The organism is Butyricimonas faecalis (genome assembly GCF_003991565.1).
Classification (GTDB): domain Bacteria; phylum Bacteroidota; class Bacteroidia; order Bacteroidales; family Marinifilaceae; genus Butyricimonas; species Butyricimonas faecalis.
Map to the genome: position 1 here is coordinate 1,005,473 of NZ_CP032819.1, position 23,097 is coordinate 1,028,569.

Genomic DNA, 23,097 nt, shown 5'->3' on the forward strand with positions numbered 1-23,097 from the left:
GTGGTAGCCGGGTACAATATTATCCGGGCAAACGACAGAATATGCTAAATATACTTATTCAGTTCTTCCACAAGAAGATGCACCGTTGTCGAAGATTCCGCTTGTGCCGGCGGTATTCCCTCCATTCGGCGCAATACGGCTTTTGCGTTCGTGATGGCCTGAGCCTGTTTACCGCCCAGCTCCCTGAAAACACGACCGCCTGTACCGGCTTCCTTGTTGTAGGAGAAGCCCAACAAGCCGGATAGCTTTGTTTCATATTGATTTCTGTGCATCGGGCCTTGTACCAGGTTATAGTGCAGCAAGAACCAATACTCGAAAGCCTGGTTGCTGTATGCCACCCTCATGCCACCGGCTTCCGCCATACCGATAGCCCGGTTGAAATCCCGATCGGGAAAGTCATCCTTGTCAAATACCACCCAGCACTGGTCATACTCGCGTCCTTTCTTCCGCTCTTCTTCTTTCATCCGTAAAGCCTTTTGGACAAGACCTACCGTATTGAGTCCCTGGCCTACCGCTTTAATATTGGCGGAGGTCAGGCGAAACGCATTGAAATAATCCGGTTCCGTATTTACCCCCTCGCAGATGATCAGGAAGGATTGTTTGACCTCACGGACAAAACTGATACGCCTGAGTGTCCGTGCCGCGCGTGGATCACGCTTGTTCGTCCGTGCTGCCATATTCTTCCTCCCTCAGGTCAAATAACCGTTCAAACTGGCCGATGACAGGGATACCGCCATATTTCCCCATCAGGTACTCCTTTTCGAAAGGTGCACTGTTGCGAACCTTGTATTCCGCCAACGAATAGAGTTCCGAGGCTCCAAACGAATCTTTCTGTGTAAACCAGATCTGATCCCTGCGGAACAGGCTTGCATTAAGCAGGTTGGTGTCATGTGTCGTGAAAATCAACTGTGCATTCCTGGGATTTGTCACTCTGGAATTGAACAGCCCGATGATGCGACTGGTCAACAGAGGGTGCATTTTCGAGTCGAACTCGTCGACAACCAGCCTTTTGCCATGATCCAACGCGTCGATTATAGGATAAGCCAGCGAGAAGTATTTGATCGTACCCTCCGACTCGTTTACGCGGAACGGGAAAGTGACCGTCTTCGTGGCGTTGCCCTCCTCGTCATATTGCTGGTGTGAACTGATGACTGTATTGTCAACCTTGCGTATGTCGTCGATTCCGAAGTCTGCAAACCGGGCAAACTCCACAATACGCCTTTTCATGGACGGATCATCGATCTGGGCTATCGCCATTTCCCAAATCCGCTCGTCGCTGCTGCCAAGAACAATCGTGGTGTTGGCCAACCATCCCATGATTTCCACCGAGACGCTTTCGTTGAACTGTGCTGCCACGGAAAGAAGCAGCGCATTGTCGCGCACCATTTTTTTGGCGACAACCTCTTTGCCGACCGAAAATTTGGGATGCAGTTCATACTCATCGCCGTCACGCAGGAACAGTTCCACCTCCTTTGCCTTGCGCTTGTTGCCCTTTTGATAAAGCCACTCCCGGTGTACACGTTTTTCATCGACTTCAAACCCATAGCGGTATTGGACCGTTTCGTCGGCAAAGACCGCCTCAAAATAACTGGGCTCCTGTTCCGTCCTCCGGTTGAGACGGAAACTTTCCACCCGTATGCTTTCGCCGGACTGCACGCCTTTGGAGGAATTGATGACAAACCATTTGAAGAAATCGAGCGCTTTGACTAGATTCGATTTCCCGCTGGCATTGGCCCCGTAGATGACCGCACTCTTCAGCAAAGAGAGGTTCGTACCTTCAAGCTCAAAAACAATCTCATCGGACCGGGTCTGTTTTTCTTTCAGCGCGGAAGCAGCCAAAGACAAGGTCGCCGGCTCCTTGAACGAAAGGAAATTTTCGACTGTGAACTGAATAATCATATTATATCGCAGTTATATGTAAATTTTATGCAAATATAGGGGATATTTTTCATATATAGATGTTTTATCGGATCTCTTTTTGCGGTTATTTTCCTGCACGTGAAAATCAGACCGTTTTCGTTCTTGCAATGCTGCCCTGCAAAAGGCGACTGCAATTTTCCGAAGCGGCAACATCGGCTTGCGATTCATGCTCCCGATAGTGGAATTTGGGTGGAAAGACGCGAAATTCGCCACATCTTTCCCCTCAATGTGGTACAAATGTACCGTGTATCTGACAGGAGGGGTGTTACAAATGTAGCAACAATACTATAAGTAGTATTATACAAGAAGAAAGAAGAAAGATGTACTTTTTTCTTTGACGCAAAGAAAAAAGATACCAAAAAAGAAACAAATCATGACAGACGGCACGCCGTCTGTTTTTTTGTTTTTTTGAATCGGAAAGTGTTGAAAACGGATAAGATGAGGATTAAAGGACCACTTCCTCCCCAGATACAAGAGAGAGAAACAGAACGAATACCTTATACCGTCACCCTCTTACCGTCTGGCATCCTTGTCGCGGTTCAGCCTTACGACAGAGCGCACGCAGTCACGTACCAGTTCGGCATCCCTCCGCTCCATGAAATAGTTCCCGCATTCCAACCGTTTCCTGTCCGCCGGCCTGTTGTTGTCCCTGCATTCACGGATTTCCAGTATGTCATTCAGGTAATAGTACTTGTCACCGCGTCTGACACGTGTTGCCAGCCGTTCGAGTTCCTTCAGCCGTCCGTTCCATGCAAGCCCTTTCTGGCGTAGAGCATCGGAAAGCCTGCTACGGCCACTGGTTCCGATAGGCAGTATCTGGAGATTCACCGCGTACCCGACTGTTTCATGCAGGGAATAGCGCAGGCTCCCGTCTTCGTCCAGCAGGCAATACAGCACAACACGTCCTTTTGCGTCGATTTCCTTGAAAGCCCCCAGTATTACATGCTCATCCAGGATACTGAGTTTTACCAACTGTCCGTCTTTGGGAGCATAGAGAGATTCCGAACATACACCCCGGCGCTTGTCCCATGCAAGATGGCCTTCGTTCAGCAGGCGTTGGAGGGCAATCTTTTGCTCTGCGCTCGCTTCCCGGCAATCATTCAGAAACATGACCGCGTCATCGGTAACGAGTTCTTTGCCCGCAGTCATCCTTACCGGAACCGACACGCAATTACCCGTGACATCTCCCACAAGTCCGGTTTCCGATGTCCCACCGTTGAAGACGACCATTCCCTTGCGAATGGACGACCCACCCGTGCTGTCTTTCGGAATACTCCCGATTTTCTTCTTATGATATGATTCCATTCTTTCGATTCTTTATCCAGATATTTCCTGTAACAGCAAAATGCCATACTTCATACATAAGTGGATACAATACGGCAAATATACGTATAATTCACCAAAAAGGCAGGTAACTGAACCCCATTTCTTCTGCATTTCCACGGTTTCCTGTATAAAGTCACAAAAACCGTACAAATAAGTCGGAATCCATGTGGATAGCTTCGTTCTGTATATTCTATATGATTAAGGAACAAAACATTACAAGATTGTCCGATTGTGAAAAGCATATCCGAACATACTGAATGACAGGAATACACATCCTCCTTTTCCGTCGTCCAATCCGGTTAAGAACAGTCAATATACCGACGTGTCTCTATATATTTTTTGATACGTTTTCAGCGTATCTAAAAAACAGCTTCAAGCCGGAACCCGGAAATCGTGCAGAAAGTCTGTACACCCGTGAAAATTGAAAGGACAGGCATCCACAAATGAGAATATTTCAAAAATATGGGACATGGTGAACACCAGCACCTTAAGCAACCATGATAAATACAAGTACTTTACTGTATATTTTTTGATACCTGCTTACAGTTTCAATCCGAAAGCCGCATTTTGAGCCGTTTTGGAAAACCGGACTTGAAAAAACGGCCCGAGGACAGAGACCGAATCCGCACCCGAGGGTACACCCTCCCCAATCTTTTTATTTTTATTACACCATTGAATATCAATAATTTATTAGGTTTACTTTTGTATAAAGTAAGCCTAAAAACGTCTTTTACATTATCTTTGCTTACAAATTGAAAGTAAAAAATCTTTTCAGTCCTATTTTATCCATTTTAAGCAGCTAATAATCTGATAATCAATAGACAAAACTGATTTTGATTTTATACATACGTTGAAACGGGGCTTTTTTGATTTTTGCAAAGGAAAAATTTTTTTCAAAGAAAATCATTTTTTTCTATTTTATTGATATTCAACTATTTACAAATTCACTTCGCGCGCGTGCGTTCCATATTCGCAAAAAGGCTGTTTTTGGAACGTTCCAAATTTTTTTTCTCAAAAAGTTTTGCAGTTCTGAAAAACGGTTTTATAATAGTCATGTACTCGAAAGCCAAACAAACGGCAAACAAGTACGGAGAAAAACGAATAAAAAAATAGATAGTAAAAAACAGAATTAAAAAACAGAAAAGCAAAGACCGCCGAGAGCGAGAAACAAAAAGCCCTTTTTGTGGGAAACCTATTTTTGAGGCTTGGAAAATCAAAAATTCGCCTGTTCGCTTTGGAGCGATTAAATAGGGTGTTAAATAACCACACCGAGCAGGACTACAGACCAATGTAGCAAGTTGGAACGGCTAAAAACGTGTTTTTAGTCCGCATACGCAAAGCACGCAAATTTGGGAGTGCGAGAGTTGTATGGAAAAAGGACGTGTAAGAATAATGCCATAATTGCGCCCTTGTGCGCTCGGAATAAAATGCACGATAGCGGTAAAAACTATCCGCATAGAGGACGCTGGTAAATGTATATGCCAATGCTATACCCAATACCCAGCTCGGTGGTAACGCCTAAATGCCTCACCTTACAGTTAGCTGCCGGATTGGGAAAGATCCGGGACGTGCCAGAGAAGCGTCTTGCCGAAATTGGAGTAAAGCAGCGCAGAGCCACGACACGAGTGATGCGTGAGTAAGCCGATACACGATATGCCGAAAATGCGCTCATTTGGATAGCCTGCTATGGGGTACGTTTTAAGTGCGACAAAGTTACGAAAAATTTTGCCGTGCAGGGTGAAATGCACGGCAAATTTTTGGGCGCGTGGCAGGAAATGCCACACTTTGCGCTATGGTGCAGAGTTCGGGGTTCGACTCCCCGAGTGCCCGCAATGCGTGATTTTGCGCAGTGTTTCTAAAATTTTATCATTATGGCAACTTCTAAATTGAACAAGGAACAGTATGCAAACATCGGTTCGTTTGCAGGTATCATGTTGGTTTACAACTCTACCAACAAGGACGGTGAACTCGTGCAGACGGCACAGCACTTTTTCGGTGCGGACTTTGAGCCTGCCGACAAGTCGGACAACGAGATTTTCCGTGTGATTAAAAACATGGTCGCAACTATGTGGCACACCATTGCGGAGGAAAAGAAACTGCGTGCCGATGCCGACGGCATACGCTCGAAATTCCGTGCCACAACCCCTGCGGAAATCATCATCTGCGAGAAGTCGGGAAATCGTATCAAGAAGTACGACCTTACCGACAGCGTTTGGGCGCGTATCGGTCTTGTGCCGACCAAAGTAGACCTCGAGAAGTCAAACCGTGATTTCCAAAAGACAATCCATGCCGCTGCAAAGGCTATCCGCAACGCCATGGATTTCGCCCCGAACCTCGCCAGCCTCGAAAAGCCAACCGAGAAAACGACCAAGACCGGCAAGGCTGAAAAGGTGGCGGAACAGCCTGCCGGAACGGTTGCCGACGAAAGCAAAAAGGCGGCATAAGGGCAACGGAGTAACTGAAACCTGCCCGAAAAAGGCAAAAGGACGGCAGGCAGCCCGCTGAACGTGTGGGACTGCCTGCCCTTTTCGTATCTGCCGTCGTAAGCGCGTGTTCTTGTGACGTATGCCACGGATACGCGCTTTTCATTTCGGGCGAAAGCAACTGTAACGTGATAGGCGAAAAGAATTTCCCGGCAAAAAACGGTGCCGGGACTGTACCTCCGCCGCAGGACGGGGAGTACACCGTGGACGACCTGAAGACCGCTCTGGAAGAGTCCGAGCGGTCGCTGCATGATGCCGTCTTCATAGCCCGCCAAGTGTGGGAGAAGGACTGCGATGCCGTGAAGTTCGACATCGACGACCTTGTGCAGATAGAATCGGCATTGCAGGAGATATGCAACATCACCGCAGGAATTGACAGCGGGGACGATGGCGAGTGACATGACGCGCACACGTGCTGCGGAAACTGCGGGGCGTGCGCGCTTTTTCGGGCATTGATATACACTGTGTCAGGATTGCACCCTGAAATGCCCGCACTTTTCTAAAATTCCCTCCGATATGACTTCCTTGCGCCGTGAGGCGTTGTGCCTACCTTGTATATAACACGGTTAAGCACGGTCTGGCGTTCTGCGGAACCGCCTGCCGTGCTTCCGCTGTTATCCTGTGCGGGGAAGCGGAGAACGGATGTGCCAATAATAAAACGAATAAATATGATAGAAGTGTTTGACGCAAAGCGCACCCGCAGTTACGGGTGCTTTGCCAGTTTCAAGGCTGCCACCGATACGCTTGACAGCCTTGCCGCGACGGGACAGCTCGGAAGTGTGCCCGCTGTCAGCGTGGCGGCGTATTGCAGCGGCGTGTTACAACGGGAATATGAAGCGGTGTTTGTCGGTGGGAAATGGCGTGTGCCGAAATCTCCGAAAAGGCGGATGCCGGAAACGAGACCTGCCCGTGGGAGACGTCGGCGGAAATGGTGCAAGGAGTACGCTACGGCGGAGCTGATGTTCCGAGAAGGGTTTCCCGACCATTTGAACCGCAGTTATCCGCTCTCGGCGGACAGCCTGAGACGGTGCAACCGGAAATGCAGAATTTATATGCAATAATAAAAACGCAATGAGTATGAAAACATTAGCAGACGTGAAACGGAAAATGACGCTTGGCTCGAAGTGGCGGTGTGTCCGGCTGTTCGAGGGCGGAAAAGACCTCGGCGTGCGTGAGGTCGGGAAAGTGCAGGGTAATGCCGTGGCATTCCTCAAACCCGACGGGAAACTCTCGTGGCTATGGTGGCCAAAGGCAAAGGACGTGCAGGTGGAAGAAAACGCCTTCACCGTGCTCCAGAACGGAGTGCCCAAGCTCAAGTACATCTATGCCGGATAGGTGTTCCGGAAAAAATCATGCAAAATAATATGAATTAATAATCCCTATGTTTACAATCAGGGTAAGCCGCGATGATAGCGGATAAATGAAAAAGCTATCGAGATTTTGGTTAGATTAAAGCTGCAAAACCTTTACTAACTAAAACGACGATAGCCATGAGAGAGCAAAGAAACAAAATTAGTTTCAGAGGACAAAAGATTTATGTAGGAATCGACGTCCATTTGAAGAGTTGGTCGGTTACGGTCTTGTCCGAAACCTCCGTATTGAAGAAGTTTAGCCAGCATCCGAGCCCAGAAGCGTTGTACGGATTTTTAACTCGGAGTTATCCGGGCGCCGAGTATCACTCGGTGTACGAAGCGGGCTTCTGCGGATTTTGGATACACGAGCGTCTGACGGCCTTAGGGATCGACAACATCGTGGTCAATCCGGCCGACGTGCCGACCAAGAGCAGCGAAAAGCTGCGTAAGACCGACACCGTGGACAGCGGTAAGCTGGCGCGGAGTTTAAGAGCCAACGAGCTGAAAGGCATTTATACGCCGGACAGCGTATCGTTGGAGATGCGTTCCTTGATAAGATTGAAGAACTCGATAACCAAAGACACGACCCGTCAGAAGAATCGGCTCAAGTCTCAACTTCGGTATTTAGGCATCGAGATTCCGCAGGAGTTTCTCACTCCGTTTTCCAACTGGTCGAAGCGCTTTTTCGCCTGGTTGAAGGAGATAGAGACGCTCACCCCGAGCGGCCGTCAGGCCCTCGACATTCATATCCGGCATCTGGAAGAGTTACGCCGTCAGAAACTGGAGATGACACGGGCTTTACGGACATTGGCCAAGACGGATCGATTCCGCGAACCGCTGCGGTTGATTATGAGCGTTCCGGGGTTCGGGCAGGCTACGGGAATGGCGTTCCTCTCCGAGATATGCGACATAACCCGCTTCCGCAATGCCGAACAACTGGCTGCCTATATCGGAATGATCCCGATGTGCCACTCCAGCGGAGAGAAAGATGGGACGGGGGATATTACCATACGAAAACACGCCGTTATGCGCTGTAACCTGATAGAAGCGGCATGGGTGGCGGTACGTCAAGACCCTGCGATGAACCTGTTCTATACGGAACAATGCAAACGGATGCCCAAGAGCAAAGCTATCGTAAAGGTCGCCCGCAAACTGGTAAACCGTCTATTCTTTGTGCTGAAACATCAGACCGAATATGTCAATAGTATCGTGTCATAGAGAAACCCTTCCGGTAAACGGATTTTCCCAGAGAGAATACTACATAGTTGTTGCGGCGTTAACGTCCGCTTAAAATAATCTGCTCCTCTGGCCTTTGTAAACTAATAAGGGATATGCGGCAGAGAGCTGACCGCTAAGGAAAATCTGTTTATCGAAGGATTTTTTCGGGTTCTGAAATCTCGGCTTTCGAGAGAGCCAAAGGTGTTAAGCACGATGTGCCTCCGCACCGGCTCGATCAAAGGCCGGCGGAGGCTCTCGTGCCTTGACCTTTGGCCGAGAAGTTCACCAAGAAATGCAATACGCTGTAAATAAGATAAAAACAAATTTAACCGAAAACTTTGATCCAATTTTATTTGGATTGTAACAGGAAAACAACTATGGGGGCGGAATGCCCCTATGCTTTTATAAACGGATAAAGAAAATGACAGAAATAACGAGAAAGCAGATATCTGGTCTGCGGGTAAAGATGTATTAACGGCTATGGGAGAGGAACATAGAATCAACGAGATAAAAGGTGTCATCATCAGCCGTGCCCTGCTCAAGGAATACGGGTATGATGGCGATATGCCCACCGACAAACAGATGCAGGTCATCGGCAACGGGTTACTTGAATACTGGGGCGTAAGCGACGGTTTCAAGGAAGCCCTCGCCAGTACAATGGAGAACATGTTCGGTGTAAAAGCAAAAGATTAGGTCTATGGAAACGAAAGAACTTACTACCCACCAGCGTGGTGTTATTCTACGCGGCATCTGCGGCGGGGCTGCATTGAAAGACAAGTCGCCGCAAATATCTGAAAACAATACCGTCATAACCTGCGCCGGAGGGTTGGAGATTTGGGACATCTGCTGCATCAGCAGTGATGCCGAAGCCTTCGGCCTGAAACCGTCCTTCGGTTATGACGGGCACACGAGAATCACTTTCACCCCCAAAGAATAAGCGGAATGAAATCATATTACTACTTGGACTACCTGCACCGTGAAATCTTCCTTGAAGAGGAGGATATTCAGACCGTTCCGGAATCAGGCAGGGCGGACGATGCCTGTTCCGCCATTGCCGAAAAGCCGTATGTCGTGGAGCAGTTCATGGCGGACTCTTTCCGGACACTCAAAGATGTGGCCAGCCGCCTGTGCGATTCCCCTGATATTAAAAGCCGCCACGATGCGCTGATGTATATCGTGTGGAGGGTGGCACTGGACATCAAGGAGTGGCGGACTCTGAGCCATAGCGAAGCCGCCGTCAAGGTAACCCGTGAGGACGGTTTCGTGTGGCTGCTTGTATCGGCGGAAAATGCCCGGAAGCTATGGGAGGCAGACGTATTCTCCCTGTACAGGCTTTATGCCGATGATTCGGAATCCCTGATCGAAAGCGAGGCGGAGCTGGAATCGACCATCAAGGGCGGATACCAGATAGGTATCGAGGTGGGGTTCGCCTCTGTAATGGACCATGCCGCCCGGATGAAGCAACAATAAAAATCGGAAACAATCAAATAACGAAATCAAGAAGAAAGGTATGGAAACAACATTATTGACAAAGGAAAATGCCCATCGTGTGACCATGGTGCGGCGTGTGGATGCCCCGGAAAGCGAACCGGTAGCGTTTCTTTTCAGGGGAAAGAGACACGGGTATTGCAGCTATTCCCATCTTGTAGGGAATCCGGGCAAGGAAGAAATCCTCGCCCCGGCGGACTTCAAGGACTGGGAAGTTGTGGAAGTGGCGCACCCGGGCTATCTGGAAGAATATTTCAAGCAGGCGTGCAGCTCCTACAACCTCACCTCCTTCTCACCCGACGAGCGGGGTGAGTCAGACATCGCCTCGCACGAAAAGGAACTGCACGAGGATTTGCAGTCGATGCCCGAGCAGCAGCGGGAACGTTACATGGAAAACTACAAACGCTATTTCTCTGCCATGATCGCCGCCAACAGCCGTTGTGCCAGCGCGATGATTACGGGACCTGCACGCTTCAACACGGGCCGCAACGAAAAGGCCTGCAACAGCCACGCCAAGAGCGTCACGGCGTTCCGGGAATGGCGAGAACGTGCACTCGAAGCGATTCGCAAGGCTACCGAAGCGGCCAAGCCCGAAGAACAGCGTCTCGAGGAGGAGTGGCAGAAGGTCAAAGCCTTTATCGACGATGCCGCCTCGACCATTCACGGTATCGATACGGGTACGGCACGAGGCTATAGCCGGGCTCTCTTCGTCAGCAACCTCGCCGGGCGACTCTCCACCTATGTCAACCATGGCAACGTGGAAATCATCGACCGTGCCGTCGCTCGTCTGCGAGAGTGGAACGACAAAGTCAAGAAACCTGTCGTCACGGCACGCCATTCAATCTTCAAGTATCCCGAACTCGTCCGCAAGGTGCGGGAAAAGCAGCAGGAACGGGCAAGCCGTGAAAATCGTGAGATTCCGTTCGATGGCGGCAAGGTGGTCTACAACTTCGAAGAAGACCGCCTGCAAATCCTCTTCGACAAAATACCCGATACCGATATGCGTACGACCTTGAAGCGTAACGCTTTCAAGTGGGCGCCACGCAACCAGGCATGGCAGCGCCAGCTCACCCGCAATGCCGAATATGCCGCCGGTCAGGTGTTGAAAATAACCATTTAATCCAGTGCCCATGAGATACATCATCGATTCACGTTATTTCGACGGGACATGCCTCACGTCGATGTCGGATGACATGCACAGCGACTACGGCGGCGAGACGCTGGAAGCACTGCGCGAAAGGGAGAAGAACCCGTACCTGGTCGCTGTATCACCGGTACGCATGACACTGCTTGTGAAGCGTTATACCCGGGCACTTTGCAAGCCCTTCCATGAAATTACGGAGGAACGTTATTACGAACTGCTGGAATGCCTGCCTCCGGCCCGCATGCAGAGCGACTGGTTCTTTGTCGGGGAACCGTATTACCGAAACCTGTACGCGCTCTGTTTCGAGTCGGACGGCAGGTATTTCCGGGCGGAACGTCCCATACGTCTTTCCAATGCGGAAATCTACCGCCAGATTCGGGAACACATGGAGAAAGTAAACCTGCATCCCGCCATCGTCAAGAAGGCTTCCTTTGTCAAATATGTCAATTGGTACAAAAAGACGGTCACCTACATACCGTACTATTTCGAGTATGGAGGTAAAATATATTTCCTGAAGAACCTCGCCACTCGGACGGGATCCGAATTTGGCGACCGCCGGGAACGGAACGAGATGGCGGCATTGCTGAGGAACCTGCGCGGAAACCGCTACGAATACTGCACTTTCTACTCCCAAAAGAAGGACATCTTCGAGTTTTTTGACTGGCTACGGAAGAACAAATACACGCTGGAAATCCAGGGCGACTTGTTCGACTTTGCGGATGACCGCTCCCACGTGGACTTTCACGGCAATGTATGCGAGTATTCGGCTGTGTTCCATTACCGCATCTATTCACGCGAGCTTTTTGGCCATATCATTAACCAGCTACGCACCGTGAAACGGTATCACGCGTGGCATAAAAGGAGGGAAATACGATGAAAATCTCAAATGAACCTACCCCATACCTCCTGCTCAAGGCAGGAACTGACAGTGCATGGGATTGCTGCGACTTTGCAATCGTGTACCTGTCAAAAGAGTGGAGACAGACACAGTCCGGCAGGCTGGAAGCCGTCAAGCCATTCAAGGATGACATCAGTTTCCAGTCTTTGAACTTTTATGACATATCGGTTGGTTTTTACCAGCCGGACGAGGACGGGATACTGGGCAGCGAGGACTTGCCGGAAGACAATAACTGGTGCTTCGTGGAACTGACCGAAACGGAACTGGAAAGGTTGGTTCCGCCGGACAATGTGCTGGTCAGCCATATCTTGGCGGTATTTGCAAACGGGGAAGCCAGATACCGGGCGTACGGCAAACATACCGACGAGCGATTCTGGACTGAAAAATTCCCTTTGCAACAGATTTTGGATATACTGGCGAGTCATGAATCTTAAAATTTCAAAGCAACTATGACAGAAATCATCAAAACGGACGGAACACGCCAACCCGTGCAGCCAGCCAATGGCTCAGACTTCACGCTGGAGGAGATGCAGGCGATTGTCGGCGGCTACATCGAACTGGTGGAACTGGACGGGAGCACGACAATGGTCGTCAACGAGGAAGGCAAACTTATCCCTCTGTCCCTCAATCTTGAAGCGAGCAGGATATTCCGTGCTCATCACCCGGCGTCGAAAGACTTCATCGTTGGGGACGTACTTGTGTGCAATAACAATCAAATCAGATAAAATTATGGATAAAGAGAAAGCAAAAGCGCTCAGCAAGACCCTCGCATGCTACAAAGAATTACAAGAGAATAACAGTGTAAACCTGATCGAGTTCCATACCGCTGACGGGCAGAAACACGGTATCGGCAACCCGGAAGCCATCAAGCTGTTGCTTTCGGTGGCCGTCATCGAACTGGAACGCCAGCTCCGGACCGCACAGTTCGGTGATATTCCGGAAAGCCTGGAGAACAGCCGCGAGTACAAGGCGGCCAAACAGCTGGAATACGCCATGAACGATTTGGGATTCAAGTCCGAACGTTTCGCCCAGGCTCTTCCTTATTTCCACAAGACACTGGAACAGACATTCTTCAGAACGGTAAAGGCTTCCATTACCGCTATGGCAGGGCGTGATTCACGCTGCATTGACGACCGCAACCGTGCTTCATACGAGATGTGTCAAATGCTGGCCTCCATGCTGGAAGATACCCGTCTGCCCTTTATCTAAATGCCATGTTCATAGACGAGAGGACACAAAACCGCCTCCATGCCGTGCCGGGAGAGAGTATCTCCCACGGCACGATGCGCACGCAGGACCTGATTCCGGCGTTCTTGGACGTTATCCGTGACACACCGGAGTACGTGCAGGTGATGAATGCCATCCCCGCCCATGCCATGGAGGACAAAGAAGCAGACTGGTGGAACAGCGATGACGCGGCGGGATTGCTGGAATCGCTGTTCGACACGCTCGATAGTTACTCACCGGAGGGGTACTATTTCGGTGCTCATCTCGGTGACGGGTCCGATTACGGATTTTGGAAAATGGACAAGTGAATGTCGGAACATGGTACGGATTACAAAAGACAAGCGGCATGACATTCTCAAAGACGGGATTCGTATCGGGCAAATCTATCTTGCCCGTGCCGAAAGCAGGAAATTAAGATACTGGGCAATCTCTTGCATGAGTGGAATCGGCTTCAACACTTTCAATGAAGCCCGCAGTTATGCCAAGGATTTCCTTTAATAAAAGAATCGCATGAAAAATTGGATACAACAGATGCTTTTGTGGCGTAAAAAGACGGACAAGGGCAGAATGACACTCGGAAAGGTGCAGAAAGAGTATCGCGAGAATGACGTATGCATGGGAGAACTCCTTGATGCCCTTCCCGCCGACGGCCTTTCCATAGAGGAAGCTTTCGAGCTGGCTATCACCGCCAAGAAGTGGGCGGACGGAGACCGTTTCTACCGGAGTATCAACGATGGAGAACCGGAAGAATTGTAAGGTAAATAACAATAAACAATAATGACAAATGAGCAGATATGATTTTATAAGATTCGGCGGCTTTGTCAACTGGGCGGACGAGGACACGGACACGTTCCGGAAAATGAAAGTCTGCCTGCCGGTAAAGGAGCCTGTCGAAGATGACACGAAAATAGGACTGATTTCCACGGACGAGGACAATCCGGAAGAAATCGCGGTTTCCTATTCCGTCAGGGCAGCCGAACTCATCCCTTGGACGGACTCATTCCAGGAAGGATACTGGAAAGCCCTGATAGTGGCAGAGGCAAACGGAGCAGGCACGGACGTATTGCTGCCCATGCTCAAAGATGCCGGACTATGCCTGATGGAATGTGTCTTCCTGATGCTCCGGAGCGATGCCTGCAAACTGTTTCCGGTCCTGTGCCGGCTGTTCCCGGAAGTGGAGGAAATGTTTGAGATTATCACATGGAATGACAGGGAATATTTTGTCAGGGAACTGACGCTGTTCCGTGGAACGGGCGGGGAATACAAAACCCTGGTCTCTGTAACGGGTCTGCAAGACGTGCTGGTCGGCAAAGACGGCGCACCCATATCGGACGAGGCGGAGGCCGTGGACCGGAAAATCTGCTATTACTTCACGGACGAGGAGTTCCTGCTGCCGGAAGAGCGGCTTGTGGCCCTTGCGGAGGATGCGTGAGAAATCATAATGTATGTACAAAGACCAGAAAATGAATAAAAGAATGAACAAACAGCAAACCACTCCCGTTACCGACACTTTTAAGGGGATGCTACTTATGTCAATGGGTGTCCCTGTAGGAAACATCCGTCCCTACCGTTTGAAGTCGGCACCTTCCTGCCTCGGCGGTTTCGAGCGCATGAGCGTAGCGGCAGCACGAGCCTCGGGAATGGATATCCCGGAGACGGAGAAAGAGAACGATGAAGTTTACATATGCCGCTTGGGACCCGCCGTCTTCCATAAATGGATGCCTGTCTGGATGTTCGAAACCGCTTTCGAACCGGTTCCCGAGCAGAGACGCGGTGACCGCATCCGAACACTTACGGAAGAGATGAACAACCATCACGTGGCGGAGAAAGCCCTGAATGAAAAATGTTACGCCCTGTCCGTGAAGCTGCTTTCCGAGTGTGGCGGCAGCCTTGATGACAACGGTGAACAATCCTCGACCTATCTCCATGTTGTGGACCGTGACCCCGTGGAACTGGTCATCACGAACGCGTCGCTCCGGAAAGACGGGAAAATCTTCATCATGGGTTACAGTTACTACACGGGCGAGGAGTACGAGCAGGAATGTGACGTAGAATCCGGCATGGACATACTGAATTTTATCCTTTCCCAAAAAAGTTTTGAGTGCCATGAATGAAGACAAGATATTGCAAATGTTCTTCGACATAGGCCGGTGGACGAAGGCCATTGAGAAAGGCGTGCTGAAAGACATTAGGAAAGACCAACTTATTCGGCTGACCGACGAGCATACCCGTATGGCGATGGCCTATGCCATGCGCCGGGGAAAGTACGAGATTTCCCCTCCCCACACGGCGCAGATACCCAAGGACAACGGTGAGTTCCGCACAGTGTACGTAAACGAGCCGATGGACCGCGTAGTACTGGGTATCGCCAACGACCTGCTCTTCGAGTTGATGCCGGAGATGCTGCACTCTTCGTGCAAGTCCTACCAGACCGGTATAGGGTGCGGCAAGGTAGTTACGGAAGTCAGCCACCGGATGACAGAAACCGGCAATAGCGGCTGTCTGGGCTGGAAGTCCGACCTTTCCAAATACTTCGACAGTGTTCCGATACGGTTCATCGACGAGGCGTTCGACAAGGTGGAGGCCAAACACGGCCAGTCTGCCCTGATAGACGTACTTAGGAAATATTACCACTCGGACCTCTATTTCGATGAAGATAACCGGTTGCAAAGCAAGTATCAATCCTTGAAACAGGGTTGTGCTGTGGCTAGCTGGCTGGCGGATGTACTGCTCTACGACCTAGACAGGGAACTGTCACAAATGAACGGCTACTACGTCCGGTATTCCGACGATATGCTTTTTATCGGCAAGGATTATGAAAAAGCGATGGACACACTCCAAAAACGCCTGGAAGATAAATCCATGAAGCTAAATCCCAAGAAAGTGGAATACCTGGCAGCCGATGTCTGGTTCAAGTTCTTAGGATTCAGTATCAAGGGCGGCATGGTCTCGCTCTCGTCATCACGCATCAAGACCTTCCAGCACGAGATCGAGCGGCGGACAATCCGCTGCCGGGACACGACACTGGCAAAAGCCGTGGACGCCGTGAACCGTTACCTGTACAAGGGCGAGTTCAGCTGGGCGATACAGGTATTGCCGGTCTGTAATGTGAAGAGTGACCTCAACGAGCTGAACAAGTTCGTGATGGACTGCTTTAGAGCCGTTCAGACGGGCAGGTGCAAGATCGGCGGTCTGGGATATGTCCGAACCAAACCGGATGGCTGCATCGTCCGGGGACGGGGACGCAACGTGAAGGCCAACCGCGATAAAACAGACCGGGACATACCGGGTTACCTGACTGTCGGCTGCATGCGTAACGCCCTTCTGACCAGCCGGGCGGTGTACAACACGCTGGTGGCATCGCTATAAGTTACGCCGGGCACACGGCAGAACGGGTGGACGGGCAGGCTATTCAACGTTACAGGCTTATAACCAGAATCCATATCGAGATTAACCGGTCTAACACCCGGTTAATCCCATCTCGATTCTGGCTGCGCCTGTAATGTATCGGGAAATTAAAGTCATGTGCCGTCTGTCCCGTACCCGTTACCGGAGCACACCGGGAAAGTTCAAGGAATAGGTTTGGGCATCCCGCGTACCAACGTCTTCTTTCCGAGTCTGAAGGCGGCTGACCGTCGCCTTCGGACTCCGCAGAAGACCCATACGCGGGATACATCGGAAGCATAAAGCCATGTGCCGGTATTATGAGAACTTTCAGTCTTTTCCAGCACGGGAACGTGCGGTTCGGGGGAATGGATTCAGCCTGCTGTCCCCGATAAGCCCGTCTCGCGCCGTCGTATCCCTAACGTTATACGACGGCGCCATTCCGGCTTCCGCCACAGCAGACATCGGACCTGTAAAGGAACGTGCCGGCATTCCGGGAACCGCAAAAAGAACAGCACAGGGCAAAGGGGGCAAGGCCGGGATTTCAACAGAGCCGCAATTCACACGGCTGGAGCCTGTGTTATCTCCTGCTAACACGACAGATGACACAGGTTCCAGCTGTACTCGCGGCCCGTATCAGGTTTTTAAAGGGATGTGCCGTCCGGATGAGTCCCCTGAACAGAAGGTAGCGCGACCGCATATGCACGAGGGACCCAAATTCAAGATACAGTATTCAAGCTTGGTCCTGAGCCAGGCAACTACCTGGTTCAGGACCGAAGTCCTACTGTATTTATCAGGACTATAAAGATACGCGCCAGGGGTTTGAGTGCCATTAATTGTAAACAGGTGAGAAAATGGAAGATATTTACCGAGAAACCGTCACCGCCATAGAGAACGGCGCAAATTTCCGGATTGATTTCCAGTCCAGAAGTTTAAAAGTAAACGGGAGACACATGATACGGAACGGCAGGTATGATGGCGCTCCGTGGTTGCCGGAGTACGGCTGCGGGGATTTTTTCACGGATGTGGAGGAGCTGTACCGCCGCTATAAACATTCGATACCATCGGAGCGCAGCCAGAGCAAGTCCCGCCGGTATTTCATGGCATTGCCCGAAAGTGACCTCGAGGACGGGGACATGCTGTACGGGCAACACCGGGATACCGCGCAATTCGAGCTGGAATTCTATATCCTCTGCCGGATTATAGGCGGGTTCACATGGAATCCCGAAACGATGGGCAAATGGTTCTGGCAAAGCGAAAAAGACAAGGACCTGGTGATACTCAGAAAATGGGTGGAACCCGGAAGTAATCAATTATTAACAAATTCACAATGAGTAGAAAGAAACAAGAAACAAAAGTCCTGTGCCCCGGATGCGGCACGGAATTCGCCATCGCGGACAAGGAATTTGCCGCCACGGGCACCGTTATCGGCAAGAATTCGGATTTGGGCACCGTCTATCCGGTGGTGGCCGGCCATAATTCTCCTGCCGGACTTCCCAAAGGGGCGCGGGAGCGTATCGAGGCACTCCGCGGTGCCGGTGTGGACGTGAGCTGCCTGTTCGCCATGCAGGGAGCCGAGGGCGGCGAGTATATCGCCTCCAACAAAGACGGGAAACTTACCATCCTGGATGACAACGACCCGATATTCGGCAGCATCATGGCACAGGGTACCGTTCCCAACAACCGACTCTTCCGCCGGTGGGTCATGGCACAAATGTTCCATATGATGTCATACACGCATTACCGTGAAAAAGAGCCGGCAGGGGTGACCGAGATGATTCACCGGAAAGGCTATGATTACCAGTGGAAAATGCTCTTGAACGAGCTGCACGCCCAGATGAAGATGGAACACAAGGACATCACGGGTTTTGCCGAGAGAAACCGCTGGTTCAACCGTGATGTGGTTTTGGCCATCGCGAGCGACTATGTCAACGCGCTGAAAAAACACGTGGGCAACCTGGAAACAAGAAAATGCAAGGGAGTTCCCTACAAGCGTATACACGGCCGTAATATTTTCGTGGAGGACCTGCAATCCAAACTGTACTACCCGCTTTCCATCGCGATAACCCACATCAGGCACGCGTTGGACGCCACACAGCTTTACAACGCGGTCAGACAGTTCAATGACCGTCGTATCCGGCTGCCATGGGGCACTCCTCAAAGCAAGGCATGGATGGATGCCTATAAGGGAGCCGGGGCGTTCTTTACCATGCAGAACCTGATTCGTTTCCACGGTTGCACGGCTGTCAATGACCGGGGTCGGCGTCTGGACAAGTACCAGTCACTGACGTTCCTGTCAGCCAAGGCGGAAGAGTATAAAAACGGAGAAGGCTGGCGGTTGCTGGCAGTCCTGAAAAAAATGCTGGCGGACAACAATATCAACATCAAAAAGAAGATGGCGGCATGGCGTAAGAAATAGGCCGTCATCACCATCCGCCCGGTAGGCGGCGCGGTGTGGCGGGTCAGAATAAATTAGTACTCCCTCCATTGAAATGATGCTCATCCCTGTTAACACAAGATGAGCATCTTTCAATGGAGGCATTACATCGAAAACGTAAAGAGATGCCCCTGTTTGACGACCACACCGCTATTCTAATCAAAACGACATAATCCTTTATACGATGAGCAAGAAACAACTACGACGCAGGGCCTACCTGCTGTACCGGTTACGAAAACAGGGTATCCGATGCCTGACACGTTGCCGGACCATCTTCTACCTTTACGGGGAGGATCCTAAATCAGTACCGCAGATTTGCAGCCTGATAAGCGAATTCCATTTCCATGTCCAGTTTGAAATACCCGCCTGACATGAAACCGGGAGACATTGCAACGCTGAAAGTGCCCTACAAGGGCTATCGCCGTATAGAACTGTTGGAACGGCTCCAATACACCTGGCTGGTACGCATCTGCGAGAGCAGGAAGGAGATCGAGGTCTATGAAGACGAGTTCGAAACGGATTAAAGGCACGGAACAATGAAAGGAGAACAACAGGAAGAACGCGTACCGAACTTCATCGGCAATGCCGTCATTATCCTCACGGCCAGCCATCTGGGCTGCGAGGTGGAGATGCTCGCCACCGCACAGGAGGTGTGGCGGACGAAACGCCTGCCCGAGGCGGTACTGCTGGGCATGTACGAAAAGGCCGCACGCGATGCCGTGTCGGCTGTCCGGAAGAGAGGTCTGGCGGAACAGGCTGACCGTCTCGGAGAGATATTTTACAGGACGGGGGAATTTCCCCCGCCGGAAGAAGACAATACATAAAAAGGAGTAACAAATGAAAACAAGGACTTTTCAGGAAATATATGATTTCTGCCGTACGGACGATACCTACCGGAGCTATTTCGAGGCATCGGACGAGTCCCGCATTACCGGAGCAAGGGCAAGAAAGTACTATTACGGCGACATCCGCCGAGGCCAGTGCCGCGTGGGGACATTCATCTACCGCCAGTCGATGCGGCAGCTTGAAAGGTTCCTCGGGGGCGCAAGGCAGGACCACTACATCCATGTTGACCCGCCGGCCTGCCGGGGAGTGAGCCTCAAGGACGATATGTTCCCCGGCCAGACCGCCTATATCGTGGTACATGTCAGGAGGCAGGGTGTGCAGATTGAAATCGAACACCCGTTGCATGGTGGATGGGTGCATTTCACGGCACGCTCCCACCGTCCCTTCACCAGGGAGGGAATCATAGCCGAGGCGAAGTCCTACATTGACAGCCACATCCTGCTGGCACCGGGAAGATACCGGGACTTGCAGCTGGAAAATATGGTTTCCAAGGAACAGTTCCCCGCATGGTACAGGCTGTATAAAATGAGGCTGCACGACCGGGCGGAAGCCGAACATCGGGACATGGTGGACAGATACAGGCACAGGAACGACCTTACCTACGGGGAAGCCCGTGACATGCTCGCGGCTTCGGGTATATTCTTCGACCTGAACTGCGACGAGTTCGAGCGGGACGAGATTACGGAACAATTTGTAAGACTTTGTAACAAGACATAATACCCAGGCAAATGAATCTATATAATCAAATCAAATATAACGGGTACCGCATCAACATCTATTATGATGATGACGCCCGAAGCCCGCGTGAAGCATATGACAATCTCGGTACGCTTTATACGGCACATCGTCGCTACCGCCCGGAGAAGGAGTTTGATGACCACTTCGATATCGACAAGGTTTTTGAAGGGCATATCGGAAATTTCCGGGAATCGTTCCTGAAGGAATATATCGCCCTGCCGGTCTACCTCTACGACCATGGCGGCATTACAATATCCACCTCGCCGTTCAGCTGCCCGTGGGATTCCGGATTTTTCGGAATCATCGCGGTACCGTTGGACAAGGTGCGCCGGGAATACGGGTGGAAGAACATCACCGCGAAACGCAGGAAGCGGATCGAGGGATACCTGCAAGACGAAATCAGTACCCTTGACAACTACTATACCGGGGAAGTTTTCGGGTATCGCATCATGCCGGAAAGTGACGATGACAATGAACTGGACAGTTGTTGGGGATTCTATGGTACGGAATGTATGAAAGAACTGGAAGCCGAATGCAGGCATATTATCGACGGGCAGAACAAAGCGGTAGCATAAAATAGAAAAATACGCATAATAACTGGAAATACAATGAAGACATCATACGGACTTGAATTTGACACGGTAACAGAAATCAATCCTGAATGGAGCGGCTATGACAAGACGATAGCAGGATGTCACCTGGCCAATGCCAGGGTGGTCATCGTGGATACGGAATACGGGCAACCGATAGACAATGAGCATGACCTTGAAGAAATCTACCGGATTCTCGAAAAGAAAAAGACAGGCCATACTAAAAATGAACGACATGGAAGAAAAACGAGATAACAAGGAAATCAGGGTACGCCTGCACCATATCGACCGTGGAAACTGCACGGAAGTGTGGGAGGTGCAGACAGAGAAGGGTAAGCCCAAACGCTATCTGGGACGTGACGACGGTTATGGACCGAAGGAGTGGTACACGCTCTGCGATGCTCCCTACGGCTATTGCGAACGCGACTGCCATGTGAGGGAGGACCTCACCCTCATTGTCTGCGACAAAGATTGGAACGAGGTGTTGCGAGACGGAACGGACAGGGAACGCTTTCCTGAAAGTTTCCCTTCACTGGATGAAGCCTGCAACGAGGCATGGAGCAAGGTCGTGAAAGTGCTTCCGCATGTCACGCACAAAGGTTTCGGGCAGTGGATCACCAAACAGTCATTCCTCCCGCTCAGCCAGACCGAAGAATTGAATTGGCGGGATAGCTACTATGAGGAAGAAGCGAGTGAGATACTCTCACGTTTTACATGGATCGGTGAAGAGTATGCCATATTCAAGGTTACCCAGAGGCACACCAAGTGCGACGCCCAATGGTACGAGTATTACGCGGGGAAGACAAACCGGCAGGAACACGAGTGGTATACCCGTTTCTTCGGTTACGAGTACCATGACCGGCATATCAGCGACGTACTCCGGACACTCGGAAGGCGGTGCGACGACATCATCCGTACTGCGGTGGAAACCCGCACGGACCACTATTACGGGCGTACGGTTTCCTGTTTCATGGACGAGTTCATCGGTTACGACCTGTCCCATGAACAGGTCCGTGACGCCAAGGAATGCAGATTGCGCAAGGCACGGGAAGACTACGACGAAGCGAACGCCTACTATTACAAACTGAAAGAGAATGAGGAAAGCATCCGTGGTATCGAATTGATGCTGCACTGCATAAGACAACAAATCCGAAAAATGAAAAGATAATGGCCAGAAACTACATGTAGCCAGAGTTTGGCAAATCGAATACAAATATCCGGGTATGTATGGCGGGGGCGGTCAGGATATCTTTTATGATATCCTGACAATGTTCGAAGTTGATAACTCCGCAGAAGACGCCTATACCGATGACTTCGAAATAGCCCGTTCGGGTCTGCAGCAGCTAAGAAAACATATCTCAGAACAGGATGAAACCTTCCGGCAGAATGCCGAAGAATTTTATTCCTGCCTGGCAAAGGCCGGGATGGACCGGGAAAAGTTTATCGAAGTACTTGATTGTCTAATCAACGGCAGTGACCAAAGCGATGCCTATGTGCATGTCTCATGGTTTTAATGATATGCCATGAAGGCGTTTCGAGCAAACCTGCCGTAACATCAAACCTGTATGAAACCTAAAGATAACGGGCTGGCCAACCTTCATGACCGGAAACGTGAGGAACGCGGTTTCTGCTGCATGCAACTGATCATATTCCTTACAGACAATGGAGTGAAGAGCTGGGATGAATGGCACCGGGCGCATACCGACGCGGCCCGGGGCGAATGCAGATACCGCAAGCGGTGCCCGGTTTATGGACGTAGCAAACATTTAATGAACAATAAATAATATGGTACTTAATATTGTAAAAAACGACCTGCCTGCCTCATGCATTGCAGAATATGTAAGATGCGTGTTTGACAATGCCAAAGTAAACATCAAAGATGAAAATGCAGTATCCGTCGACATCGAAGTGACCGGAAAGAACGAGCTGCACTCTTTGGAAGGATTAAAAGAGTTGGAATACTATTTTAAAGATTATGACATAAGAATATGGTGACCGCCATGCAACGGGCGGCAAACCGGAAATTGTTCAACTACAGATAAAAAA

37 protein-coding genes are annotated in these 23,097 nt (G+C 50.5%); 32 read left to right on the plus strand and 5 right to left on the minus strand.

The annotated features are described in order from the left end of the window. Window positions 1-44: 44 nt before the first annotated feature. The 3 genes from D8S85_RS04270 to D8S85_RS04280 all read right to left on the minus strand — a co-directional run bounded on the left by D8S85_RS04270 (window position 45) and on the right by D8S85_RS04280 (window position 3,225). A complete protein-coding gene (locus D8S85_RS04270) occupies window positions 45-677 on the minus strand; it encodes an RloB family protein (protein WP_004293618.1) in 633 nt (210 codons plus the stop codon). Further along, complete coding sequence (locus D8S85_RS04275) at window positions 652-1,899, minus strand: AAA family ATPase (RefSeq protein ID WP_004293619.1); 1,248 nt, start codon at window positions 1,897-1,899, stop codon at window positions 652-654. Before D8S85_RS04275 ends, D8S85_RS04270 begins: the two co-directional genes overlap by 26 nt. Window positions 1,900-2,433: 534 nt before the next feature. Further along, window positions 2,434-3,225, minus strand: a complete 792-nt coding sequence (locus tag D8S85_RS04280) for a hypothetical protein (RefSeq protein WP_004303962.1) — start codon at window positions 3,223-3,225, stop codon at window positions 2,434-2,436. Window positions 3,226-4,730: 1,505 nt separating this feature from the next. On the opposite strand from D8S85_RS04280, the gene D8S85_RS21440 reads away from it, so the two are divergent. The 20 genes from D8S85_RS21440 to D8S85_RS04385 all read left to right on the plus strand — a co-directional run bounded on the left by D8S85_RS21440 (window position 4,731) and on the right by D8S85_RS04385 (window position 16,425). After that, window positions 4,731-4,886, plus strand: coding sequence for a hypothetical protein (locus D8S85_RS21440; RefSeq protein WP_153880831.1), 156 nt, complete (start codon window positions 4,731-4,733; stop codon window positions 4,884-4,886). A gap of 231 nt (window positions 4,887-5,117) precedes the next feature. Then, the gene (locus D8S85_RS04295) at window positions 5,118-5,690 is read left to right on the plus strand and encodes a hypothetical protein (protein WP_004293623.1); all 573 of its coding nucleotides are present in this window, start codon (window positions 5,118-5,120) and stop codon (window positions 5,688-5,690) included. A gap of 167 nt (window positions 5,691-5,857) precedes the next feature. Then, complete coding sequence (locus D8S85_RS04300) at window positions 5,858-6,127, plus strand: hypothetical protein (RefSeq protein ID WP_008143004.1); 270 nt, start codon at window positions 5,858-5,860, stop codon at window positions 6,125-6,127. A 270-nt stretch (window positions 6,128-6,397) separates the two neighbouring features. Next, complete coding sequence (locus D8S85_RS04305; RefSeq protein ID WP_004303960.1) at window positions 6,398-6,790, plus strand: hypothetical protein; 393 nt, start codon at window positions 6,398-6,400, stop codon at window positions 6,788-6,790. Window positions 6,791-6,806: 16 nt separating this feature from the next. Beyond that, the gene (locus D8S85_RS04310; protein ID WP_004303959.1) at window positions 6,807-7,064 is read left to right on the plus strand and encodes a hypothetical protein; all 258 of its coding nucleotides are present in this window, start codon (window positions 6,807-6,809) and stop codon (window positions 7,062-7,064) included. 155 nt (window positions 7,065-7,219) lie between these two features. Further along, window positions 7,220-8,299, plus strand: coding sequence for an IS110 family RNA-guided transposase (locus D8S85_RS04315; protein WP_004293627.1), 1,080 nt, complete (start codon window positions 7,220-7,222; stop codon window positions 8,297-8,299). A 480-nt stretch (window positions 8,300-8,779) separates the two neighbouring features. Continuing rightward, window positions 8,780-8,992 carry a hypothetical protein gene (locus D8S85_RS04320; protein WP_004293628.1) on the plus strand — a complete coding sequence of 71 codons (213 nt, stop codon included), beginning with the start codon at window positions 8,780-8,782 and terminating at the stop codon, window positions 8,990-8,992. A gap of 4 nt (window positions 8,993-8,996) precedes the next feature. Then, window positions 8,997-9,236, plus strand: a complete 240-nt coding sequence (locus D8S85_RS04325) for a hypothetical protein (protein ID WP_004293629.1) — start codon at window positions 8,997-8,999, stop codon at window positions 9,234-9,236. A 5-nt stretch (window positions 9,237-9,241) separates the two neighbouring features. After that, on the plus strand, window positions 9,242-9,769 hold the full coding sequence (locus D8S85_RS04330; protein WP_004293630.1) for a hypothetical protein: 528 nt from the start codon (window positions 9,242-9,244) through the stop codon (window positions 9,767-9,769). A 40-nt stretch (window positions 9,770-9,809) separates the two neighbouring features. Further along, window positions 9,810-10,907 carry a hypothetical protein gene (locus D8S85_RS04335; protein ID WP_004293631.1) on the plus strand — a complete coding sequence of 366 codons (1,098 nt, stop codon included), beginning with the start codon at window positions 9,810-9,812 and terminating at the stop codon, window positions 10,905-10,907. 10 nt (window positions 10,908-10,917) lie between these two features. After that, window positions 10,918-11,808, plus strand: coding sequence for a hypothetical protein (locus D8S85_RS04340; RefSeq protein ID WP_008860787.1), 891 nt, complete (start codon window positions 10,918-10,920; stop codon window positions 11,806-11,808). Beyond that, window positions 11,805-12,263, plus strand: a complete 459-nt coding sequence (locus tag D8S85_RS04345) for a hypothetical protein (RefSeq protein WP_004293633.1) — start codon at window positions 11,805-11,807, stop codon at window positions 12,261-12,263. The genes D8S85_RS04340 and D8S85_RS04345 overlap by 4 nt, the downstream gene beginning before the upstream one ends. A 15-nt stretch (window positions 12,264-12,278) precedes the next feature. Beyond that, complete coding sequence (locus D8S85_RS04350; protein WP_008143017.1) at window positions 12,279-12,554, plus strand: DUF3846 domain-containing protein; 276 nt, start codon at window positions 12,279-12,281, stop codon at window positions 12,552-12,554. Between the two features lie 4 nt (window positions 12,555-12,558). Continuing rightward, window positions 12,559-13,038 (plus strand): hypothetical protein, encoded by a 480-nt coding sequence (locus D8S85_RS04355; RefSeq protein ID WP_004293635.1) that lies wholly within the window; start codon window positions 12,559-12,561, stop codon window positions 13,036-13,038. 5 nt (window positions 13,039-13,043) lie between these two features. Continuing rightward, window positions 13,044-13,364: a hypothetical protein gene (locus D8S85_RS04360; protein ID WP_004303957.1), complete on the plus strand. Its 321-nt coding sequence runs from the start codon at window positions 13,044-13,046 to the stop codon at window positions 13,362-13,364. A gap of 10 nt (window positions 13,365-13,374) precedes the next feature. Continuing rightward, window positions 13,375-13,554: a hypothetical protein gene (locus D8S85_RS04365; RefSeq protein ID WP_004293637.1), complete on the plus strand. Its 180-nt coding sequence runs from the start codon at window positions 13,375-13,377 to the stop codon at window positions 13,552-13,554. A 12-nt stretch (window positions 13,555-13,566) separates the two neighbouring features. Next, complete coding sequence (locus D8S85_RS04370; RefSeq protein WP_004293638.1) at window positions 13,567-13,812, plus strand: hypothetical protein; 246 nt, start codon at window positions 13,567-13,569, stop codon at window positions 13,810-13,812. 28 nt (window positions 13,813-13,840) lie between these two features. Continuing rightward, complete coding sequence (locus D8S85_RS04375; protein ID WP_004293639.1) at window positions 13,841-14,488, plus strand: hypothetical protein; 648 nt, start codon at window positions 13,841-13,843, stop codon at window positions 14,486-14,488. 13 nt (window positions 14,489-14,501) lie between these two features. Next, window positions 14,502-15,170 carry a hypothetical protein gene (locus tag D8S85_RS04380; protein WP_004293640.1) on the plus strand — a complete coding sequence of 223 codons (669 nt, stop codon included), beginning with the start codon at window positions 14,502-14,504 and terminating at the stop codon, window positions 15,168-15,170. Continuing rightward, on the plus strand, window positions 15,163-16,425 hold the full coding sequence (locus D8S85_RS04385; RefSeq protein ID WP_004303952.1) for an RNA-directed DNA polymerase: 1,263 nt from the start codon (window positions 15,163-15,165) through the stop codon (window positions 16,423-16,425). Before D8S85_RS04380 ends, D8S85_RS04385 begins: the two co-directional genes overlap by 8 nt. A gap of 49 nt (window positions 16,426-16,474) precedes the next feature. On the opposite strand, the gene D8S85_RS04390 is transcribed toward D8S85_RS04385, so the two are convergent. Together D8S85_RS04390 and D8S85_RS21620 are read right to left on the minus strand one after the other, a co-directional pair. Further along, window positions 16,475-16,741 carry a hypothetical protein gene (locus tag D8S85_RS04390; RefSeq protein WP_127074860.1) on the minus strand — a complete coding sequence of 89 codons (267 nt, stop codon included), beginning with the start codon at window positions 16,739-16,741 and terminating at the stop codon, window positions 16,475-16,477. A 29-nt stretch (window positions 16,742-16,770) separates the two neighbouring features. Continuing rightward, window positions 16,771-17,037, minus strand: a complete 267-nt coding sequence (locus tag D8S85_RS21620; RefSeq protein WP_191215929.1) for a hypothetical protein — start codon at window positions 17,035-17,037, stop codon at window positions 16,771-16,773. 257 nt (window positions 17,038-17,294) lie between these two features. On the opposite strand from D8S85_RS21620, the gene D8S85_RS04400 reads away from it, so the two are divergent. The 12 genes from D8S85_RS04400 (at window position 17,295) to D8S85_RS04455 (ending at window position 23,046) form a co-directional block, all read left to right on the plus strand. Continuing rightward, window positions 17,295-17,774 (plus strand): hypothetical protein, encoded by a 480-nt coding sequence (locus D8S85_RS04400; RefSeq protein ID WP_004293642.1) that lies wholly within the window; start codon window positions 17,295-17,297, stop codon window positions 17,772-17,774. Further along, window positions 17,771-18,859 carry a hypothetical protein gene (locus tag D8S85_RS04405; RefSeq protein ID WP_004293643.1) on the plus strand — a complete coding sequence of 363 codons (1,089 nt, stop codon included), beginning with the start codon at window positions 17,771-17,773 and terminating at the stop codon, window positions 18,857-18,859. Before D8S85_RS04400 ends, D8S85_RS04405 begins: the two co-directional genes overlap by 4 nt. Window positions 18,860-19,221: 362 nt before the next feature. Beyond that, window positions 19,222-19,401, plus strand: coding sequence for a hypothetical protein (locus D8S85_RS04415; protein WP_004293644.1), 180 nt, complete (start codon window positions 19,222-19,224; stop codon window positions 19,399-19,401). A 12-nt stretch (window positions 19,402-19,413) separates the two neighbouring features. Then, entirely contained in the window at window positions 19,414-19,701 is a 288-nt protein-coding gene (locus D8S85_RS04420) for a hypothetical protein (RefSeq protein WP_004293645.1), read from the plus strand. 41 nt (window positions 19,702-19,742) lie between these two features. Then, complete coding sequence (locus D8S85_RS21800) at window positions 19,743-19,973, plus strand: hypothetical protein (protein ID WP_227225043.1); 231 nt, start codon at window positions 19,743-19,745, stop codon at window positions 19,971-19,973. Then, window positions 19,970-20,440 carry a hypothetical protein gene (locus D8S85_RS21805; RefSeq protein ID WP_230329077.1) on the plus strand — a complete coding sequence of 157 codons (471 nt, stop codon included), beginning with the start codon at window positions 19,970-19,972 and terminating at the stop codon, window positions 20,438-20,440. Before D8S85_RS21800 ends, D8S85_RS21805 begins: the two co-directional genes overlap by 4 nt. An 11-nt stretch (window positions 20,441-20,451) precedes the next feature. Continuing rightward, window positions 20,452-21,036 (plus strand): hypothetical protein, encoded by a 585-nt coding sequence (locus D8S85_RS04430; protein WP_004303947.1) that lies wholly within the window; start codon window positions 20,452-20,454, stop codon window positions 21,034-21,036. A gap of 33 nt (window positions 21,037-21,069) precedes the next feature. Further along, window positions 21,070-21,306, plus strand: coding sequence for a hypothetical protein (locus D8S85_RS04435; RefSeq protein WP_004293648.1), 237 nt, complete (start codon window positions 21,070-21,072; stop codon window positions 21,304-21,306). Beyond that, complete coding sequence (locus tag D8S85_RS04440) at window positions 21,287-22,219, plus strand: hypothetical protein (RefSeq protein WP_004293649.1); 933 nt, start codon at window positions 21,287-21,289, stop codon at window positions 22,217-22,219. Before D8S85_RS04435 ends, D8S85_RS04440 begins: the two co-directional genes overlap by 20 nt. Before the next feature lie 55 nt (window positions 22,220-22,274). Further along, a complete protein-coding gene (locus D8S85_RS04445; RefSeq protein ID WP_004293650.1) occupies window positions 22,275-22,565 on the plus strand; it encodes a hypothetical protein in 291 nt (96 codons plus the stop codon). A gap of 51 nt (window positions 22,566-22,616) precedes the next feature. Continuing rightward, a complete protein-coding gene (locus D8S85_RS04450) occupies window positions 22,617-22,835 on the plus strand; it encodes a hypothetical protein (protein WP_004293651.1) in 219 nt (72 codons plus the stop codon). Window position 22,836: 1 nt separating this feature from the next. Beyond that, entirely contained in the window at window positions 22,837-23,046 is a 210-nt protein-coding gene (locus D8S85_RS04455; RefSeq protein WP_004293652.1) for a hypothetical protein, read from the plus strand. The last annotated feature ends 51 nt before the right edge of the window (window positions 23,047-23,097 follow it).

Bases quoted from the DNA above. Each gene is read 5' to 3' on its own strand.
- D8S85_RS04280 (WP_004303962.1), bottom strand. From the start codon at position 3,225: ATGGAATCATATCATAAGAAGAAAATCGGGAGTATTCCGAAAGACAGC.
- D8S85_RS04320 (WP_004293628.1), top strand. From the start codon at position 8,780: ATGGGAGAGGAACATAGAATCAACGAGATAAAAGGTGTCATCATCAGC.
- D8S85_RS04415 (WP_004293644.1), top strand. From the start codon at position 19,222: ATGTCCAGTTTGAAATACCCGCCTGACATGAAACCGGGAGACATTGCA.
- D8S85_RS21800 (WP_227225043.1), top strand. From the start codon at position 19,743: ATGATTTCTGCCGTACGGACGATACCTACCGGAGCTATTTCGAGGCAT.
- D8S85_RS04295 (WP_004293623.1), top strand. From the start codon at position 5,118: ATGGCAACTTCTAAATTGAACAAGGAACAGTATGCAAACATCGGTTCG.
- D8S85_RS04455 (WP_004293652.1), top strand. From the start codon at position 22,837: ATGGTACTTAATATTGTAAAAAACGACCTGCCTGCCTCATGCATTGCA.
- D8S85_RS04360 (WP_004303957.1), top strand. From the start codon at position 13,044: ATGTTCATAGACGAGAGGACACAAAACCGCCTCCATGCCGTGCCGGGA.
- D8S85_RS04385 (WP_004303952.1), top strand. From the start codon at position 15,163: ATGAATGAAGACAAGATATTGCAAATGTTCTTCGACATAGGCCGGTGG.
- D8S85_RS04365 (WP_004293637.1), top strand. From the start codon at position 13,375: ATGGTACGGATTACAAAAGACAAGCGGCATGACATTCTCAAAGACGGG.
- D8S85_RS04330 (WP_004293630.1), top strand. From the start codon at position 9,242: ATGAAATCATATTACTACTTGGACTACCTGCACCGTGAAATCTTCCTT.
- D8S85_RS04350 (WP_008143017.1), top strand. From the start codon at position 12,279: ATGACAGAAATCATCAAAACGGACGGAACACGCCAACCCGTGCAGCCA.
- D8S85_RS04440 (WP_004293649.1), top strand. From the start codon at position 21,287: ATGGAAGAAAAACGAGATAACAAGGAAATCAGGGTACGCCTGCACCAT.
- D8S85_RS04340 (WP_008860787.1), top strand. From the start codon at position 10,918: ATGAGATACATCATCGATTCACGTTATTTCGACGGGACATGCCTCACG.
- D8S85_RS04315 (WP_004293627.1), top strand. From the start codon at position 7,220: ATGAGAGAGCAAAGAAACAAAATTAGTTTCAGAGGACAAAAGATTTAT.
- D8S85_RS04345 (WP_004293633.1), top strand. From the start codon at position 11,805: ATGAAAATCTCAAATGAACCTACCCCATACCTCCTGCTCAAGGCAGGA.
- D8S85_RS04420 (WP_004293645.1), top strand. From the start codon at position 19,414: ATGAAAGGAGAACAACAGGAAGAACGCGTACCGAACTTCATCGGCAAT.
- D8S85_RS04335 (WP_004293631.1), top strand. From the start codon at position 9,810: ATGGAAACAACATTATTGACAAAGGAAAATGCCCATCGTGTGACCATG.
- D8S85_RS04430 (WP_004303947.1), top strand. From the start codon at position 20,452: ATGAATCTATATAATCAAATCAAATATAACGGGTACCGCATCAACATC.
- D8S85_RS04400 (WP_004293642.1), top strand. From the start codon at position 17,295: ATGGAAGATATTTACCGAGAAACCGTCACCGCCATAGAGAACGGCGCA.
- D8S85_RS04370 (WP_004293638.1), top strand. From the start codon at position 13,567: ATGAAAAATTGGATACAACAGATGCTTTTGTGGCGTAAAAAGACGGAC.
- D8S85_RS04310 (WP_004303959.1), top strand. From the start codon at position 6,807: ATGAAAACATTAGCAGACGTGAAACGGAAAATGACGCTTGGCTCGAAG.
- D8S85_RS04375 (WP_004293639.1), top strand. From the start codon at position 13,841: ATGAGCAGATATGATTTTATAAGATTCGGCGGCTTTGTCAACTGGGCG.
- D8S85_RS21440 (WP_153880831.1), top strand. From the start codon at position 4,731: ATGCTATACCCAATACCCAGCTCGGTGGTAACGCCTAAATGCCTCACC.
- D8S85_RS04355 (WP_004293635.1), top strand. From the start codon at position 12,559: ATGGATAAAGAGAAAGCAAAAGCGCTCAGCAAGACCCTCGCATGCTAC.
- D8S85_RS04275 (WP_004293619.1), bottom strand. From the start codon at position 1,899: ATGATTATTCAGTTCACAGTCGAAAATTTCCTTTCGTTCAAGGAGCCG.
- D8S85_RS04445 (WP_004293650.1), top strand. From the start codon at position 22,275: ATGTATGGCGGGGGCGGTCAGGATATCTTTTATGATATCCTGACAATG.
- D8S85_RS04380 (WP_004293640.1), top strand. From the start codon at position 14,502: ATGTACAAAGACCAGAAAATGAATAAAAGAATGAACAAACAGCAAACC.
- D8S85_RS04390 (WP_127074860.1), bottom strand. From the start codon at position 16,741: ATGCTTCCGATGTATCCCGCGTATGGGTCTTCTGCGGAGTCCGAAGGC.
- D8S85_RS04325 (WP_004293629.1), top strand. From the start codon at position 8,997: ATGGAAACGAAAGAACTTACTACCCACCAGCGTGGTGTTATTCTACGC.
- D8S85_RS04305 (WP_004303960.1), top strand. From the start codon at position 6,398: ATGATAGAAGTGTTTGACGCAAAGCGCACCCGCAGTTACGGGTGCTTT.
- D8S85_RS04270 (WP_004293618.1), bottom strand. From the start codon at position 677: ATGGCAGCACGGACGAACAAGCGTGATCCACGCGCGGCACGGACACTC.
- D8S85_RS04405 (WP_004293643.1), top strand. From the start codon at position 17,771: ATGAGTAGAAAGAAACAAGAAACAAAAGTCCTGTGCCCCGGATGCGGC.
- D8S85_RS04435 (WP_004293648.1), top strand. From the start codon at position 21,070: ATGAAGACATCATACGGACTTGAATTTGACACGGTAACAGAAATCAAT.
- D8S85_RS04450 (WP_004293651.1), top strand. From the start codon at position 22,617: ATGAAACCTAAAGATAACGGGCTGGCCAACCTTCATGACCGGAAACGT.